At 68.3% G+C, this 16,256-nt stretch carries 17 protein-coding genes; 13 read left to right on the forward strand and 4 right to left on the reverse strand.

The window, feature by feature from the left end; translation table 11 throughout:
• Window positions 1-63: 63 nt before the first annotated feature.
• From G6N28_RS13820 to G6N28_RS13835, 4 genes are read right to left on the reverse strand one after another with little or no spacing between them, the layout of a single operon-like run.
• Window positions 64-810, reverse strand: a complete 747-nt coding sequence (locus tag G6N28_RS13820; RefSeq protein WP_163901111.1) for an SIMPL domain-containing protein — start codon at window positions 808-810, stop codon at window positions 64-66.
• Between the two features lie 16 nt (window positions 811-826).
• The gene (locus G6N28_RS13825; protein WP_163901114.1) at window positions 827-1,849 is read right to left on the reverse strand and encodes a zinc-binding dehydrogenase; all 1,023 of its coding nucleotides are present in this window, start codon (window positions 1,847-1,849) and stop codon (window positions 827-829) included.
• A complete protein-coding gene (locus G6N28_RS13830; RefSeq protein ID WP_163901116.1) occupies window positions 1,849-3,039 on the reverse strand; it encodes an LLM class flavin-dependent oxidoreductase in 1,191 nt (396 codons plus the stop codon). The genes G6N28_RS13825 and G6N28_RS13830 overlap by 1 nt, the downstream gene beginning before the upstream one ends.
• The gene (locus tag G6N28_RS13835; protein WP_170307934.1) at window positions 3,040-4,017 is read right to left on the reverse strand and encodes an alpha/beta fold hydrolase; all 978 of its coding nucleotides are present in this window, start codon (window positions 4,015-4,017) and stop codon (window positions 3,040-3,042) included.
• Window positions 4,018-4,254: 237 nt separating this feature from the next.
• On the opposite strand from G6N28_RS13835, the gene ftsH reads away from it, so the two are divergent.
• From ftsH to lsr2, 13 genes are all read left to right on the forward strand, one after another.
• On the forward strand, window positions 4,255-6,576 hold the full coding sequence (ftsH, locus tag G6N28_RS13840) for an ATP-dependent zinc metalloprotease FtsH (protein WP_163901120.1): 2,322 nt from the start codon (window positions 4,255-4,257) through the stop codon (window positions 6,574-6,576).
• A gap of 24 nt (window positions 6,577-6,600) precedes the next feature.
• Window positions 6,601-7,224 (forward strand): GTP cyclohydrolase I FolE, encoded by a 624-nt coding sequence (gene folE / locus G6N28_RS13845; protein WP_163901122.1) that lies wholly within the window; start codon window positions 6,601-6,603, stop codon window positions 7,222-7,224.
• A gap of 14 nt (window positions 7,225-7,238) precedes the next feature.
• Entirely contained in the window at window positions 7,239-8,087 is an 849-nt protein-coding gene (gene folP, locus G6N28_RS13850; protein ID WP_179962199.1) for a dihydropteroate synthase, read from the forward strand.
• Window positions 8,080-8,463, forward strand: a complete 384-nt coding sequence (folB, locus tag G6N28_RS13855) for a dihydroneopterin aldolase (RefSeq protein ID WP_163901127.1) — start codon at window positions 8,080-8,082, stop codon at window positions 8,461-8,463. The genes folP and folB overlap by 8 nt, the downstream gene beginning before the upstream one ends.
• The gene (gene folK / locus G6N28_RS13860) at window positions 8,460-8,972 is read left to right on the forward strand and encodes a 2-amino-4-hydroxy-6-hydroxymethyldihydropteridine diphosphokinase (RefSeq protein WP_163901130.1); all 513 of its coding nucleotides are present in this window, start codon (window positions 8,460-8,462) and stop codon (window positions 8,970-8,972) included. The genes folB and folK overlap by 4 nt, the downstream gene beginning before the upstream one ends.
• Window positions 8,972-9,448: a DUF3180 domain-containing protein gene (locus tag G6N28_RS13865; RefSeq protein ID WP_163901132.1), complete on the forward strand. Its 477-nt coding sequence runs from the start codon at window positions 8,972-8,974 to the stop codon at window positions 9,446-9,448. Before folK ends, G6N28_RS13865 begins: the two co-directional genes overlap by 1 nt.
• Window positions 9,449-9,525: 77 nt before the next feature.
• Window positions 9,526-10,839 (forward strand): DUF6779 domain-containing protein, encoded by a 1,314-nt coding sequence (locus G6N28_RS13870; protein WP_179962079.1) that lies wholly within the window; start codon window positions 9,526-9,528, stop codon window positions 10,837-10,839.
• Window positions 10,840-10,919: 80 nt separating this feature from the next.
• Window positions 10,920-11,843: a Rossmann-like and DUF2520 domain-containing protein gene (locus tag G6N28_RS13875; protein ID WP_163901136.1), complete on the forward strand. Its 924-nt coding sequence runs from the start codon at window positions 10,920-10,922 to the stop codon at window positions 11,841-11,843.
• Window positions 11,840-12,772 carry a pantoate--beta-alanine ligase gene (gene panC, locus G6N28_RS13880; RefSeq protein ID WP_163901138.1) on the forward strand — a complete coding sequence of 311 codons (933 nt, stop codon included), beginning with the start codon at window positions 11,840-11,842 and terminating at the stop codon, window positions 12,770-12,772. The genes G6N28_RS13875 and panC overlap by 4 nt, the downstream gene beginning before the upstream one ends.
• Window positions 12,772-13,179 carry an aspartate 1-decarboxylase gene (gene panD, locus G6N28_RS13885; RefSeq protein ID WP_163901140.1) on the forward strand — a complete coding sequence of 136 codons (408 nt, stop codon included), beginning with the start codon at window positions 12,772-12,774 and terminating at the stop codon, window positions 13,177-13,179. Before panC ends, panD begins: the two co-directional genes overlap by 1 nt.
• A gap of 4 nt (window positions 13,180-13,183) precedes the next feature.
• Window positions 13,184-13,999, forward strand: a complete 816-nt coding sequence (locus G6N28_RS13890) for a type III pantothenate kinase (protein ID WP_163901142.1) — start codon at window positions 13,184-13,186, stop codon at window positions 13,997-13,999.
• Between the two features lie 11 nt (window positions 14,000-14,010).
• A complete protein-coding gene (gene lysS / locus G6N28_RS13895) occupies window positions 14,011-15,522 on the forward strand; it encodes a lysine--tRNA ligase (RefSeq protein ID WP_163901144.1) in 1,512 nt (503 codons plus the stop codon).
• 110 nt (window positions 15,523-15,632) lie between these two features.
• Entirely contained in the window at window positions 15,633-15,974 is a 342-nt protein-coding gene (lsr2, locus tag G6N28_RS13900; protein ID WP_163901146.1) for a histone-like nucleoid-structuring protein Lsr2, read from the forward strand.
• Window positions 15,975-16,256: the final 282 nt, after the last annotated feature.

The following is a 16,256-nucleotide window of genomic DNA, read 5'->3' on the forward strand; positions in this document are numbered from 1 at the left end:
ACCCCCAAATGCGGCGAAATAAGGGGGTCTACGCGACTGCTCGCGCCTGGGTAGGCAACCCCGTCAGGTGAGTTCCCACACCACCGTCACGGTGAACCCGACCGTCTGCTCGCCGGGTTCCAGTGGCACGGCGGCCATTTCGGCACCGCGTGGGGTCGGCAACGGGGTCGGCGGCTGTTGCTGACCGGTGGCCTCCGAGATCGAGATGACCTGGCCCAGATCCAGTCCCGACAACTCGGCGTACTGCTCGGCGCGGTCCCTGGCGTCCTCGAACGCCCGGCTTCTGGCGTCGCGGACCAACTGGGAATCGTCCTCGAGCGAGTAGTTGACCGAATTGATCCGGGTCGCGTCGCCGCCGCTGCTGACGATCAGCGCCAGCGCCTGCGACGCGGCGTCGAGCTGGCGGATCTTGATGTCGATCGAATTGGTGGCCCGGTAACCGACGATGGTCTGCGGATTCGCGCCGCCGCCCGCGAACTGCGGCTGCAGGCTGACCTGCGAGGTGCTGATGTCCTTGCGGTCGACGCCGGCGTCGACCAGCGCGTCGATCACCGCCTGCTGGCGCTCGCTGGTCTGGTTCATCGCGCCGGTCACATCGGGCGCGATGGACTCGATGGAGGCGTTGACGTTGAGGGTGTCCGGCTCGCCCTGCACCTCACCGGAACCCTGCACGGTAACGTGCCGCGCCTCGCCCTGCTCGCTGGAAACCGGTCCCGACGTCGCGTCGCAGCCCGCGACGGCGACGGTGAGCCCCGCCGCGGCGAGGACGAGCAGTCTGGTCGGTGTCTTCGCGCGTGCAGCGATCGGCATGCCAGGCACGATACCGTCAGGGGGTCACCAGGACCTTGCAATGCTGGTCGGGATGCGCCAGGTCGTCGAACGCCGCGCTCACCCCGGCCAGGTCGACCTCGCCGGTGATCAGCGGTGCGACGTCGATCTCACCCTCCGCGATGGCCCGCAGCGACTCGCCGAACTCGTCGAAGTCGTAGGCGAATACGAACTGCACGCTGATCTCCTTGGCGGTGCCGAAGAACGGCACCACGGTGTCGGGCTCCATGCACACGCCCGCCACCACCACCCGAGCGCCCGCGGGCGCCCGTCGCAGCACGTCGTTGAGGATGCCCGGCATCCCGACCGCCTCGAACACCACCGCGGGCGTCGCGACCTCAAACGGGGAACCCTGCGCGGGGTCGAGGGTTTCGTGAGCGCCCATCGTCTGGGACAGCTCCCGGCGCTTGAGCGAGAAGTCCGCGGCCACAATGTGTTCCACCCCACGGTGGCGCAGCGCGGCGATGATGGCTATGCCGACCGGCCCGCAGCCGAGCACCAGCGCCGTTTCGCCGCGCGAGATGGCCGACTTGTTCACCGCGTGCAGCCCGACGGCCATCGGCTCGGTAAACGCGGCGTGGCGCGGATCCAGACCGTTGGGCACCGTGAGCAGCAGCGGCGCCGACAACAGCATCCGCTCGGCATAGCCGCCGATCGTGGTGTTGGAGTACACGATCGGCTCCACGCCGGTCGAGGTCAGCAGCGCCGGAACCGAGGTGATGATCGTGCCCGGTGCGGGGGCTTCGGTGTCGGGTCCGGCCTCGAGCACTTCGGCGCTGAACTCGTGCCCGAGGTACACGTCACGCGAGAGGTCCAGCCGCATTGCGCCGTCACCGCCGGGCAGCCCCGTCATCTCGGCGCTGAGCTTCACCATGTCGTTGCCGTGCTTGGCGAAGTGCAGATCCGATCCGCAGATGCCGCACGCCTTGACGCCCACCAGCACCTGTCCGGGCCCGGGCACGGGTTCGGGGACGTCGTCGCGCAGCACCATGCGCCCGTTCCGTAAAACCGCGGCCCGCATCAGCTTTCCTGGTTCTTGAGCTCGTCGGTGTGCTCGGTGATCGCGTTGACGATCGCTTCGCCTGCCCGGCCCAGCAGCTGATCACGCATGTCCTTGGCCCAGTCGTGCGACGCCCGCGGCGCGGTCAACTGCCCCTTGAAGTGCGGGATGACCTCTCGGGCGAACAGTTCATAGGAGTGGTAGGTCGCCTGCGGCGACGCCCAGTCATGGCCGAGCAGCAGCAGCGTGCCGAAGCCACCCGACTGCTCGAGCAGGTCGTGGATGTAGGTGACCGCGTCACCGGGTGTGCCGATGCAGCAGTTGCCTTTGGCCGCATACTCTGCGACGAACTCGCGCGGGGACTGCTGCTCGCCCTCGACGCTGTTGGACAGCGGGACGAACCCGGCGGCGCCGAAGTAGTTCGCGAAATCCTGCAGCCCGTAGGTGCAGTCCTCGATGGCCTGCTCGCGGGTGTCGGCCAGGTGCATGATCGACAACACCCGCCAGTTGCTGCGGTCGGGTTCTGGCCGACCCGACTTCTCGGCCTGGTCGACGACGACCTGCCAGGTGTTCTCCAAGGCGGCGTACCCGCCCGGCACCGACATCGACAACGAGAGCAGCGACGTGCCGAGCGCACCGGCCAGGCGCGGACCGGACGGTGAAATCATTGCCGCTGTGGATATTTCGGGATAAGGCCAGGTGTATGGCCGGATGTGAAGTGCGGCGTCACGCAGGGTGAACCAGTCCGACGTCCTGGTGATCCGTTCGTCGGGTGTCGCGCGGAACAGGGCCAGGATCGCCTCCAGCGACTCCTGCATCATGCGGCGCTGATCGACCGGATCGATGCCCATCATGTAGGCGTCCGACGGCAGCGCGCCCGGTCCGGTGCCGAACATCACGCGCCCGCGGGTGATGTGGTCGAGCAACACCCAGCGGTCGGCCACCATCAGCGGGTGGTGGTAGGGCAGCGACACCACACCGGTGCCGAGCCGAATGTGCTTGGTGCGCTCGGCGGCTGCGGCGATGAACACCTCCGGGCAGGCGATCAGCTCGTACCCGCCGGAGTGGTGCTCGCCGAACCAGACCTCGTCGTATCCGAGCCGGTCCAGGGCCACCGTGCGGTCAAGGTCGTATTCCAAAGCGACCGTGGGGGATTGGCCGACGGGATGAAACGGCGTGATGAACACCCCGAAGTTCAACGGACGCGTCATCTACAGCTCCAATCGCTTCACAAACTCGATGAGTTCGACGTTCACCTCGGCGGCACGCTCCTGCTGGATCCAGTGACCCGCGCCCTCGATCATCACCTCGCGGTAGTCGCCGGACACCATGTCGCGGACGCGGTGACGGGGCGTGTAGGCCAAGGTCGGGTCGGCGGTGCCGCCGATGAACAACGCGGGCACGGTGATGGTGGCGGCCGGAACCCCGGACGGGTTGGGCGCGGTCAGCTCCCAGTTGCGGTCGAAACAGCGATACCAGTTCAACGGCGCGGTGAACCCGTGCTTGGTGAACTCGGCGACGTAGTGGTCGAACTCGTCCTGGCTCAGCCAGTCGGGCAGGCCGCCCGGCTCGGGGATGCGCTCGATGAAGCCTTCCGGGCCCGGTTGGATCATGCGCAGCGCCGCGGCCTCATCGGAGGAGGTCGTCAACGAGCCGAACAGCTTGCGCATCGTGGTGGCCGGGTCGCGGTTGAGGTCCTCGTCGGCGGGGCCGGGTTGCTGGAAGTACAGGATGTAGAAGAAGTTGTCGCCGAACATCTTGCGGAACGCCTGGGTGGTCGGCACCCGCGACCGAGGCACCGGCGGCACGCTCAGCCCGGCCACCCCGGCGAACCGGTCCGGATGCAGCAGCGGCGCCGCCCAGGCCACCACGCCGCCGAAGTCGTGGCCGACGATCGCCGCGCGTTCGGCGCCGACGTCGTCGAGCAGGCCCACGATGTCGGCGCTGAGCTCGACGACGGTGTAGGCGTCGATCGCGTCGGGCTTCGACGATCCGCCGTAACCGCGCTGGTCGGGCGCCAGCACGTGAAAGCCGGCTTCGGCCAGCGCCGGGATCTGGTGCCGCCATGAGTAGGCCAGTTCGGGGAAGCCGTGGGCCAGCACCACCAGCGGAGCGCCGCGTTCGCCGGCCTCGACCACCCGCAGTTGCACGCCGTTGGTTTCGACTAACCGCTCGGTCGGGGTGAGCACGGTCACTACCAAAGCACAGTCCGCTCGCCGAGTGTGAGGCCGAGTGTGAGGTTGTCGCACGCCGCGAGCGCTTGGGGCGTGCGGGTAACCCACGTTCGGCGGCAGCCGGGGTCGGCACCCGTCGGGAACCTTGATTCGTTGGTCTAGCGGTAGCCTGGAAGTTCCTAGCTGCACGTATCGGAAGGAGACCGGCCGCGGGCGGCCGAAACACATGACGCCGACGAAGGCCGAGGCTTGATGAACCGCAAAAATGTGATCCGCACGCTGACCGTCATCGCGGTCCTGTTGCTGCTGGGTTGGTCGTTTTTCTACTTCAGCGACGACACCCGCGAGTTCAAGCCCGTCGACACCACGGTGGCGATGGCGCAGATCAACAGCGACAACGTCGAGAGCGCGCAGATCGACGACCGCGAGCAGCAGCTGCGCCTGGACCTCAAGAACGGCAACGCCGACACCTCCGACAGCGACAAGATCATCACCAAATACCCCACCGGCTACGGAGTGACGGTGTTCGAGGCGCTGCAGAGCAAGGGCGCCAAGGTCAACACGGTCGTCAACCAGGGCTCGATGCTCGGTTCACTGTTGATCTACCTGCTGCCGCTGCTGCTGCTGGTCGGTCTGTTCGTGATGTTCTCGCGGATGCAGACCGGCGGCCGGATGGGCTTCGGATTCGGCAAGTCGCGGGCCAAGCAGCTGTCCAAGGACATGCCCAAGACCACGTTCGCCGACGTCGCGGGCGTCGACGAGGCGGTCGAGGAGCTCTACGAGATCAAGGATTTCCTGCAGAACCCCAGCAGGTATCAGGCGTTGGGCGCCAAGATCCCCAAGGGTGTGCTGCTCTACGGCCCGCCCGGCACCGGTAAGACGCTGCTGGCCCGCGCCGTGGCCGGCGAGGCAGGCGTTCCGTTCTTCACGATCTCGGGCTCGGACTTCGTCGAGATGTTCGTCGGCGTCGGCGCCTCCCGGGTGCGCGACCTGTTCGAGCAGGCCAAGCAGAACAGTCCGTGCATCATCTTCGTCGACGAGATCGACGCCGTGGGCCGTCAGCGCGGCGCCGGGCTGGGCGGCGGCCACGACGAACGTGAGCAGACGCTGAACCAGCTGCTGGTGGAGATGGACGGGTTCGGCGACCGCCAGGGCGTCATCCTGATCGCCGCCACCAACCGGCCGGACATCCTCGACCCCGCGCTGCTGCGGCCAGGCCGCTTCGACCGGCAGATCCCGGTCACCAGCCCCGACCTGGCGGGCCGGCGGGCCGTGCTCAAGGTGCATTCGCAGGGCAAGCCGATGGCGCCCGACGCCGACCTCGAGGGCCTGGCCAAGCGGACCGTCGGCATGTCCGGCGCCGACCTGGCCAACGTCATCAACGAGGCCGCCCTGCTCACCGCCCGCGAGAACGGCACCGTCATCACCGGGCCCGCGCTGGAGGAGGCCGTCGACCGCGTCGTGGGCGGGCCGCGCCGCAAGAGCCGCATCATCAGCGAGCACGAGAAGAAGATCACCGCCTACCACGAGGGCGGGCACACCCTGGCCGCGTGGGCGATGCCCGACATCGACCCGATCTACAAGGTCACGATCTTGGCGCGGGGCCGCACCGGCGGGCACGCGATGTCGGTGCCCGAGGACGACAAGGGTTTGATGACCCGCTCGGAGATGATCGCGCGGCTGGTGTTCGCCATGGGCGGACGTGCCGCCGAGGAGCTGGTGTTCCGCGAGCCGACCACCGGCGCGGTCTCCGACATCGAGCAGGCCACCAAGATCGCCCGCGCGATGGTCACCGAGTACGGCATGAGCTCCAAGCTCGGCGCGGTGCGCTACGGCACCGAACACGGCGACCCGTTCCTCGGGCGCACCATGGGCACCCAGGCCGATTACAGCCACGAGGTGGCCCGCGACATCGACGACGAGGTCCGCAAGCTCATCGAGGCCGCCCACACCGAGGCGTGGGAGATCCTCACCGAATACCGCGACGTGCTCGACGTCCTGGCCGGCGAACTGCTGGAGAAGGAGACACTGCACCGCCGCGAGCTGGAAGCCATCTTCAGCGAGGTCAAGAAGCGGCCGAGGCTGACCATGTTCGACGACTTCGGCGGCCGGGTGCCGTCGGACAAGCCGCCGATCAAGACGCCAGGCGAGCTGGCGATGGAACGCGGCGAGGAATGGCCCAAACCGGTGCCCGAGCCGGCGTTCAAGGCCGCCATCGCGCAGGCCAGCAGGGAAGCCGCCGCGCGGCAGGCCCAGAACGGCGCGAACGGGCACGGCGGCAACGGCGCTCCCGCTGCCGGCCCGACGCAGCCGGACTACGGCGCTCCGGCCGGCTGGCACGCGCCCGGATGGCCGCCGCAGCAGCACCAGCAGCAGCCGCAGCACCAGCAGCCGCACGGCTACTGGTATCCGCCGCCGCAGCATCCGGGATGGCAGCACCCAGGCGGTGCACCTGCGCCGTATCCGCCGTACCAGCAGCCCTACCCGCAGCCGTCGGCGCCGAATCCCAACGACGATCAGGGCCAGGACAGCGAACGGTCGGGCGGGCGGCCCAACCCGCCGACGCACGGCTGACATCCGGCGCTACAGGAGGCGTAAATGACGCGGTCGCACCGCAATTCGGTCACCATCTCACCCGGTACGTTCTCGCCCGCGACATTCGATCAGGTGCGCGCGGAGGCGGCGGTTCGCGAGCTGCTGATCGCTGTGGGCGAGGACCCCGACCGGCATGGGCTCGAGCAGACCCCGGCCCGGGTGGCGCGCGCGTATCGGGAGTTGTTCGCCGGTCTGTACACCGACCCGGATACCGTGCTGGACACCACGTTCGACGAACAGCACGACGAACTGGTGCTGGTCAAACAGATCCCGTTGTACTCCACGTGCGAACATCACCTGGTGTCGTTTCACGGCGCCGCACACGTCGGCTATATCCCGGGCGCCGACGGCCGGGTGACCGGTCTGTCCAAGATCGCGCGCCTCGTCGACCTGTACGCCAAACGTCCGCAGGTGCAGGAACGGTTGACTGGACAGATCGCAGATGCGTTGATGCGCAAGCTCGATCCGCGCGGCGTGATCGTCGTGATCGAGGCCGAGCATCTGTGCATGGCGATGCGCGGCGTTCGAAAGCCGGGCGCCATCACCACCACATCCGCGGTACGCGGACAGTTCAAATGCGATGCGGCATCGCGCGCCGAGGCGCTGGATCTGATCCTTCGGAAGTGAGCCCGCCCAGCCTCATGGTCCGTCCGGAAACGCACGTGCAGGTCATGGGGGTCGTGAACGTCACCGACGACTCGTTCTCCGACGGGGGGTTGTTCCTCGACCGCGACCGCGCGGTCGAACATGGGCTGGCGATGGCCGCCGACGGCGCCCAGATCATCGACGTCGGCGGCGAGTCGACGCGGCCAGGCGCCACCCGCATCGATCCCAAGATCGAAACATCGCGCGTGCTACCGGTGATCAAAGAGCTTGCTGCACAGGGACTCACGATCAGCATCGACACCATGCACGCCGAGGTCGCCCGCGCTGCGCTGGAGAACGGCGCCAAGATCGTCAACGACGTCTCCGGCGGCCGCGCAGACCCGAACATGGCGCCGTTGCTGGCCGACGCCAAGGTGCCCTGGGTGCTGATGCACTGGCGTTCGGTCAACGCCGAACGACCGCACGAGGTGCCCGCCTACCGCGACGTGGTCGCCGACGTGCGGGCCGAACTGCTCGCCAACGTCGACACCGCCGTGGCGGCCGGCGTCGACCCTGGACACCTGATCATCGACCCCGGCCTGGGTTTCGCCAAGACCGGACAACACAATTGGACGCTGTTGCGCGCGCTGCCCGAGTTCGTCGCCACCGGAATCCCGGTCCTCGTTGGCGCCTCGCGCAAGCGTTTCCTCGGCACGCTGCTGGCCGATGCCGCCGGGCAACCGCGCCCGCCCGACGGGCGGGAAACCGCGACCGCGGTGATCTCGGCGCTGGCCGGACTGCACGGCGCGTGGGGGGTGCGGGTGCACGACGTGCGGGCCTCGGTCGACGCCCTCAAGGTGTTGCAAGCGTGGTCATCGGAGACGGGGGGCGAACCCGGTGGCTGACCGAATCGAGTTGCACGGCTTGACTGTTCGCGGTCACCATGGCGTCTTCGAGCATGAACGCCGCGACGGTCAGGACTTCGTCGTCGACATCACTGTGTGGGCGGACCTGGCACCGGCCGCGGCCAGCGACGACCTGGCCGACACCATCGACTACGGCGCGCTGGCCAAGTTGGCCGCCGATATCGTCGCCGGGCCGGCGCGCAACCTGATCGAGACGGTGGCAGGCGAGATCGCCGACGCGGTCATGGCCGACGGCCGCGTGCATGCGGCCGAGGTCGCGGTGCACAAACCCGGCGCACCCATTCCGTTGGACTTCGCCGACGTCGCGGTGGTGGCGCGACGGTCCCGGCGCGAAGGTGCAGGCGGCAACGCGTGACCCGGGTGGTGCTGTCGATCGGCTCGAACATAGGTGATCGGCGCGCGAGGCTGCAGTCGGTCGTCGACGGCCTCGCCGGCGCGGTGCGGGTGGTGTCGCCGGTCTACGAGACCGAGCCGTGGGGCGGGGTGGCACAGGACCCGTTCCTCAACGCGGTGGTGATCGCCGAGGATCCGGGCCGCGACGCACCCGGATGGTTGCGCCGCGCCCAGGAGTTGGAGCGCGCCGCCGAGCGGGTGCGCGCCGAACGCTGGGGACCCCGCACGCTCGACGTGGATCTGATCACCTGCCGTGAGGAAGACCGCGAGGTGGTCTGTAGCGACGACGATCTGACGTTGCCGCACCCGCGTGCTCATCAGCGCGCGTTCGTGCTCGTCCCGTGGCTCGCCGTGCAACCCGACGCGACGCTGACCGTCGACGGGGTCACCCACCCGGTGCGAGACCTGCTCGCCGCGCTGGACCCCGACGACCGTGCCGGGGTGCGACTGACCGAGCTGACGCTGAGCTGATGGGACCCACCCGCACGCGTGACCTGACCGCCGCGACGGCGGTCATGGTGGTCCTCGGCTATCTGCTGGTGCTGCTGCTCTACAAGTGGTTTCCGCCGATCACCGTGTGGACGGGGTTGTCGCTGCTCGCGGTGGCGATCGCGGAGGCGGTGTGGGCCTTCTACATCCGCGCCAAGATCCGCGACGGGCAGATCGGCGACGGCCCGGGTTGGCTGCACCCGCTGGCGGTAGCCCGGTCGGTGGTGATCGCCAAGGCCTCGGCGTGGGTGGGTGCGCTGGTGCTCGGCTGGTGGTTGGGCGTGCTGCTATACCTGCTACCACGGCGTTCGGCATTGCGGGTCGCGGGCGAGGACACCGTGGGCACCGTCGTCGCCGCCGGGTGCGCGTTGGCGTTGGTGATCGCCGCGTTGTGGCTACAGCATTGCTGCAAGTCGCCGAACGAGCCCGAGGACAACGCCGACGCCGCAACCGATTAACGCCGCCCCGGCGCCGGCGCGCCGAATCGCCGCTGCGGTCGACACGCGAGGTGACCTGTGCCGGGTACAGTCGGCCCATGACCGATCTGCCCCGCAGCGCCCGGCCGCGGCGCAGCGGCCGCAGGCCGAGTTGGGTGCTGCTGAGTGTGTTGCTGGTCCTTGCGATCGCGGCCAGCTCCGCTTTGGTTTTCACCAACCGGGTCGAACTGCTCAAGCTCGCGGTCATTCTGGCGTTGTGGGCCGCCGTGGTGGCGGCGTTCGTTTCCGTGATCTACCGCAGGCAAAGCGACGCCGACCAGGCCAAGGTGCGTGACCTCAAGTTGGTCTACGACTTGCAGCTGGAGCGCGAGATCTCCGCCCGCCGTGAGTACGAGCTGTCGGTGGAGACCCATCTGCGTCGCGAACTCGCATCCGAGATGCGCGCCCAGGCCGCCGACGAGGTGGCCGCGTTGCGGGCCGAACTGGCGGCCTTGCGCAGCCATTTGGAGGTGCTGTTCGACGCCGAGCTGTCGGAGCGGCCCGCGTTGGAAACCGAACGCACGACGGTGCGGGCCTACAGCGACTGGGCGCGTGACGAACAACCTTCCGGTCAGCTCGGCGCCAGCCGCGTCGACACCGGCTACCAGGACGACCTCACCGCCCAGACCGACGAAAGCCCGATCATCGACGTCGCGGCCGAACCCCATCCGCCCGAGTTCGATTGGGGCCCTCCGACGCCGAGCGCCGAGGGCGTGCACCGCAGGGCCCCAGAGCCCGAGCCCGAGCCCGAACCCGAGCGTCCGCGGCACTTCGCCGAGGAGCCCAGGGCGTGGACGCCTCCGCCGCCGCCACCGCCGCCGCCACCGCCACCGCCGCCGGCACCGGCGCCGGAACCCGAACCCGCACCGAGCGGCACCCACTTCGGTTGGGTCCCACCCGAAGAGTCCGCGCCGCAGCAGCCGGAGCCGGCCCGGCACGTCCGCGCGACCGAGTGGCAGCCCGCACCGGCCGACGGACAGTGGCTGCCGCCGGGGACACCGGGCAGCAACTGGGTGGCCCCCGTCGAAGAGCCCCCCGCTGCCGAGGAGGCCGCCGAGGAGTACGTGGGCAGGCGCCGCGCACCCGAGCCGTCGCCGCCACCACCGCCGCCCGTGCCGCCGCCCCCGCCGTCGCAGTACGAACCGCCGCGGCGTGGCAGGCACTCGGTGCCCGCCGAGGCCGCCGACCCCGGCCGTCCGGCCGCCGAGCAGCCCACGGCCGCCGAGCCAGAGCCGCCAGAGCAGCCCGTGCCGCGACGGCGGCGGCGCATGGAGGATGGCGAACAGACCGGCGGGCAATCGGTGGCCGAGCTGCTGGCCCGGCTGCAAGCCAGCCCGACGGGGGGCGGGCGTCGTCGCCGCCGCGAGGAGTGAGTTAATCTTTTTCCGACCGTCCGGTACCCGCACCGCGGGACTGGAACGTACACACTACTGACACTCAGCGAGGTCGCTGCATGGGGACGCCCGACGTATTCCGCCCCGCGCGGCTCTCGGTCGGCATCATTTCCGCTGGTCGGGTGGGTTCCGCGCTGGGCGTGGCGTTGGAGCGCGCGCAGCACGTCGTGGTGGCCTGCAGCGCGGTCTCGCAGGCGTCGCGCGAGCGCGCGCGGCGCCGGCTGCCTGACACGCTCGTACTGCCACTGGACGAGGTCGCCGCCCGCGCCGAGCTGTTGTTGTTGTCGGTGCCCGACACCGAGCTCGCGGGGTTGGTGTCGGGCCTGGCCGCCACCGGGGCGGTGCGCCCGGGCACCATCGTCGCGCACACCTCGGGCGCCAACGGGGTGGCCGTGCTGGCCCCGCTGGCCGACAACGGCTGCATCCCCCTTGCGATCCATCCGGCCATGACGTTCACCGGCGCCGATGAGGACATCGAACGGCTGCCCGACGCCTGCTTCGGCATCACCGCCGCCGACGAGGTGGGGTACGCGATCGCCCAGTCCCTGGTGCTGGAGATCGGCGGTGAACCGTTCCGGGTGCGCGAAGACGCCCGCACCCTCTACCACGCGGCGTTGGCCCATGCCAGCAACCACCTCGTCACCGTCCTTCTGGACGCGGTCGAGGCGCTGCGCTCGGCGTTGTGGGGCCAGGAGCTGCTCGGCCAGGAACTGGTCGGAGACGCGCCGGGCGGGCTGGCGGAACGGGTCGTCGGGCCGCTGGCACGAGCGGCGCTGGAGAACGCGCTGCAGCGGGGACAGGCCGCGCTGACCGGCCCGGTCGCCCGCGGCGACGCACCCGCGGTCGCGAACCATCTGCACGCGCTGGCCGAAGTGGACCCGCAACTGGCGCAGGCTTATCGGACCAATTCGCTGCGCACCGCGCAGCGTGCACACGCCCCCGACGAAGTGTTCACGGTGCTCCAGGAAGCCGGGCGGCCATGATCGACCACCAACCACAGTTCGCCGCGGGCGAGTTGAACGTCTACACCAGTCCCCGCGACGTCTCCGGCGTCACCAAGGCGTTGCGCGCCACCGGGCGCCGGGTGATGCTGGTGCCGACGATGGGCGCCCTGCACGAAGGGCACCTGACCCTGATCCGGGCGGCCAAACGGGTCCAGGGCGCGGTCGTGGTGGTGTCGATTTTCGTCAACCCGCTGCAGTTCGGCGCGAACGAAGACCTCGACGCCTATCCGCGCACGCTGGACGACGATCTGGGCGCGCTTCGCAACGAAGGCGTCGAGATCGCGTTCACCCCGACCGCGGCCGACATGTATCCCGACGGCGTTCGCACCTGTGTGCAGCCGGGCCCGCTCGGCAACGAGCTCGAAGGCGCCGTGCGGCCAACGCATTTCGCCGGCGTGCTGACCGTCGTTCTCAAGCTGCTCAACATCGTCAACCCGGACCGCGCGTTCTTCGGCGAGAAGGACTACCAGCAGCTCGTCCTGATCCGCCAGATGGTCGCCGACTTCAACCTGGCTGTTTCGATCGTCGGGGTGCCGATCGTGCGGGAGGCCGACGGGCTGGCGATGTCGTCGCGGAACCGCTACCTCAACCCGACCGAACGCGAGCAGGCCGGCGCGCTCTCAGCTGCGCTGCTGGCGGGCATGTACGCGGCGGGGGAGGGAACCGCCGCGGCGTTGGACGCCGCGCATGCGGTGCTCGACGAGGTGCCTGCCATCGAGATCGACTACCTGCAGGTGCGTGACCCCACGCTCGGTCCGGCGCCGACCACCGGCGCGGGCCGCATGCTCGTCGCCGCCCGGCTTGGTGGCACCCGGCTGCTGGACAACATCGCCATCGACATCGGGGTGCCGTCCGGCCCCGGCCCGCACGTTGAATACGACGAACACGAACTTCCTTGGAGGAATTGATGTTTCGGACCATGCTGAAGTCGAAGATCCACCGCGCCACGGTCACGCAGGCGGATCTTCACTACGTCGGGTCGGTCACCATCGACGCCGACCTGATGGATGCCGCGGACCTACTGGAAGGCGAACAGGTCACGATCGTCGACATCGACAACGGCGCTCGGTTGGTGACCTATGCGATCACCGGTGAGCGCGGTAGCGGTGTGATCGGGATCAACGGTGCCGCGGCGCATCTGGTGCATCCCGGCGATCTGGTCATCCTGATCGCCTACGGCACGATGGACGATGCCGAAGCGCGCAGCTATCAACCCAGGATCGTGTTCGTCGACGCCGACAACAAGCAGGTGGACCTCGGGCACGATCCCGCCCATGTGCCGGCCGACGCGGCCGAGCTGATGTCGTCGCGGTGATCGTGTGCTGCTCGCGATCGACGTCCGCAACACCCACACCGTCGTCGGCCTGATAACCGGTTCCGGTGACCACGCAAAGGTGGTGCACGACTGGCGCATCCGCACCGAGCCGGAGGTCACCGCCGATGAGCTCGCGCTGACCATCGACGGCCTGATCGGCGACGACTCCGAACGGCTGACCGGCGCGGTCGCGCTGTCCACCGTGCCGTCGGTGATGCACGAGCTGCGCGAGATGCTCGACCAGTACTGGCCCGCGGTGCCGCACGTGCTGATCGAACCGGGTGTGCGCACCGGGATTCCGCTGCTCGTCGACAACCCGAAGGAGGTCGGAGCCGACCGCATCGTCAACTGTCTGGCCGCCTTCCACAAGTTCGGCACCGCCTCGATCGTGGTGGATTTCGGTTCCTCGATCTGTGTCGACGTGGTCTCGGCCAAGGGAGAGTTCCTTGGCGGGGCGATCGCGCCGGGCGTCGAGGTTTCCTCGGACGCCTCGGCCGCCAGGTCGGCCGCGCTGCGTCGGGTCGAGCTGACCCGGCCGCGCTCGGTGGTCGGCAAGAACACCGTCGAATGTATGCAGGCCGGTGCGATTTTCGGGTTCGCCGGGCTGGTCGACGGTCTGGTGCAGCGCGTCCGCGACGACGTCGACGGCTTCTCGGGATCGGACGTGTCCGTGGTGGCGACGGGCCACACCGCACCGCTGCTGCTGCCCGATATGCGCACCGTCGACCACTACGACCAGTACCTGACGCTGAGTGGATTGCGGCTGGTCTTCGAACGCAACCGCGACAGCCAGCGGGGGCGTCTCAAGCAAGCCCGATAGGCTGGCACGACGTGACCTCAGCTGATACGCCCGACGCCACCGACATTCCCGAGCAGTACCGGATCCGTCAGGCCAAACGTGCGCGGCTGCTGGCCGAGGGGAGGGACCCGTACCCGGTCGAGGTTCCCCGCACCCACACGCTTGCCGAAATTCGCCAGGCCCATCCCGATCTGCCCGCCGACACCGCGACGGGTGAGATCGTCGGCGTCGCCGGGCGGGTGATGTTCGCGCGCAACGCGGGAAAGCTGTGCTTTGCGACACTGCAAGAAGGCGACGGCACCCAGCTGCAGGCGATGTTCAGCCTCGACCGCATCGGCCAGGAGTCGCTGGACGACTGGAAGGCCGACGCCGACCTCGGCGACGTCGTCTACGTCCACGGCGAGGTGATCAGCTCCAAGCGCGGCGAATTGTCTGTGCTGGCTGATTCCTGGCAAATAGTCTCCAAGGCGTTGCGGCCGCTTCCCGTCGCGCACAAGGAGATGAGCGAAGAGGCGCGGGTGCGGCAGCGCTACGTCGACCTGATCGTGCGGCCAGAAGCGCGCCGGGTCGCCCGGCAGCGGGTGGCGGTGGTGAGGGCGTTGCGATCAGCGCTGGAGCGGCGCGGTTTTCTGGAGATCGAGACGCCGATGCTGCAGACCTTGGCCGGTGGCGCGGCGGCGCGGCCGTTCGTCACCCATTCCAATGCCCTCGATGCCGACCTGTATCTGCGTATCGCCCCGGAACTGTTCCTCAAGCGTGCCGTGGTCGGCGGTTTCGAGAAGGTTTTCGAGTTGAATCGGGTGTTCCGAAACGAGGGCGCCGATTCCACGCATTCCCCCGAATTCGCGATGCTCGAGACATATCAGGCGTATGGCACCTACGACGATTCGGCCACTGTCACCCGTGAGCTTATTCAGGAGGTCGCCGACGAAGCGATCGGCACCAGAAAGGTGCCATTGCCGGATGGCACCATCTATGACCTGGATGGTGAATGGGAAAGCATTCAAATGTATCCATCGCTGTCGGATGCTCTCGGAGAAGAGATCACCCCTCAAACTCCGGCCGACAAGTTATGGAAGATCGCGGACCGACTCGGCGTGGAGATTCCCCGCGACCGCGGCTACGGTCACGGCAAATTAGTCGAGGAACTTTGGGAGCACACGGTCGGTAACACGCTGTGGGCACCGACCTTCGTACGCGATTTTCCAGTCGAAACGACGCCGTTGACCCGCCCGCACCGCGAGATCGAGGGTGTCACGGAAAAGTGGGACCTTTACGTTCGCCGGACAGAACTCGCCACCGGCTACTCTGAACTCATCGACCCGATAATCCAACGCGAAAGGTTTGAAGCCCAGGCCCGAGCAGCGGCCGCCGGTGACGACGAGGCAATGGCCCTCGATGAGGATTTCCTCACCGCGTTGGAGTATGCGATGCCGCCGACCACAGGCACCGGAATGGGCATCGATAGGTTGATGATGGCTTTGACGGGCTTGATGATTCGGGAGACTGTTTTGTTCCCGATTGTTCGACGTCACGGCTCCTAACCTGGACTATTTCCAAACATGTTGAATGGCGCCCATACATATGGCAGATTGGTGCGAGGGTTCGAGAACTAAAGTCTGGATCTAGTTCTCAAGTAGAAGGGCGTGAGCAAATGGCGAAGAAAGTGACTGTCACGTTGATCGACGATTTCGACGGCGAAGGCTCCGCCGACGAGACCGTCGAATTCGGCCTCGATGGTGTGACTTACGAGATCGACCTTTCTTCTAAGAATGCCGCGAAGCTGCGTAACGACTTGAAGCAATGGGTGGAAGCCGGTCGCCGGGTGGGCGGTCGCCGGCGGGGCCGCTCGGCTGGATCGGGCCGCGGCCGCGCGGCGATCGACCGCGAGCAGAGCGCCGCGATCCGGGAGTGGGCGCGCCGCAACGGCCACAACGTGTCGACCCGCGGACGCATCCCCGCCGACATCATCGACGCCTTCCATGCGGCAACATAACGGCTAGTTGCCCGAACGCCCTGTGTTCGCCGATGAACCCTGTCGGTAGCCCTCGGTGGGCTTGTTCGCCGCACGCGAACCCGCCACGGTGTCTACCCCGGAAACGAATCCGCCTCCCGACGCGTTGCTAATCGGTAGCCACCGGGTAATCACCCGATGTGGCACGGGCCTCCCGGTTGTCCGCTCACAGCAGACCGCCGGACGGGGCGGCGGGGAGCACCGCCCATTAGAGTGGACGGCAGGTGCAGTGCGTTTCCGGAGCCTTTCGGGGCGGGCGGCACC

It is taken from the genome of Mycolicibacterium pulveris (assembly GCF_010725725.1).
GTDB lineage: Bacteria > Actinomycetota > Actinomycetes > Mycobacteriales > Mycobacteriaceae > Mycobacterium > Mycobacterium pulveris.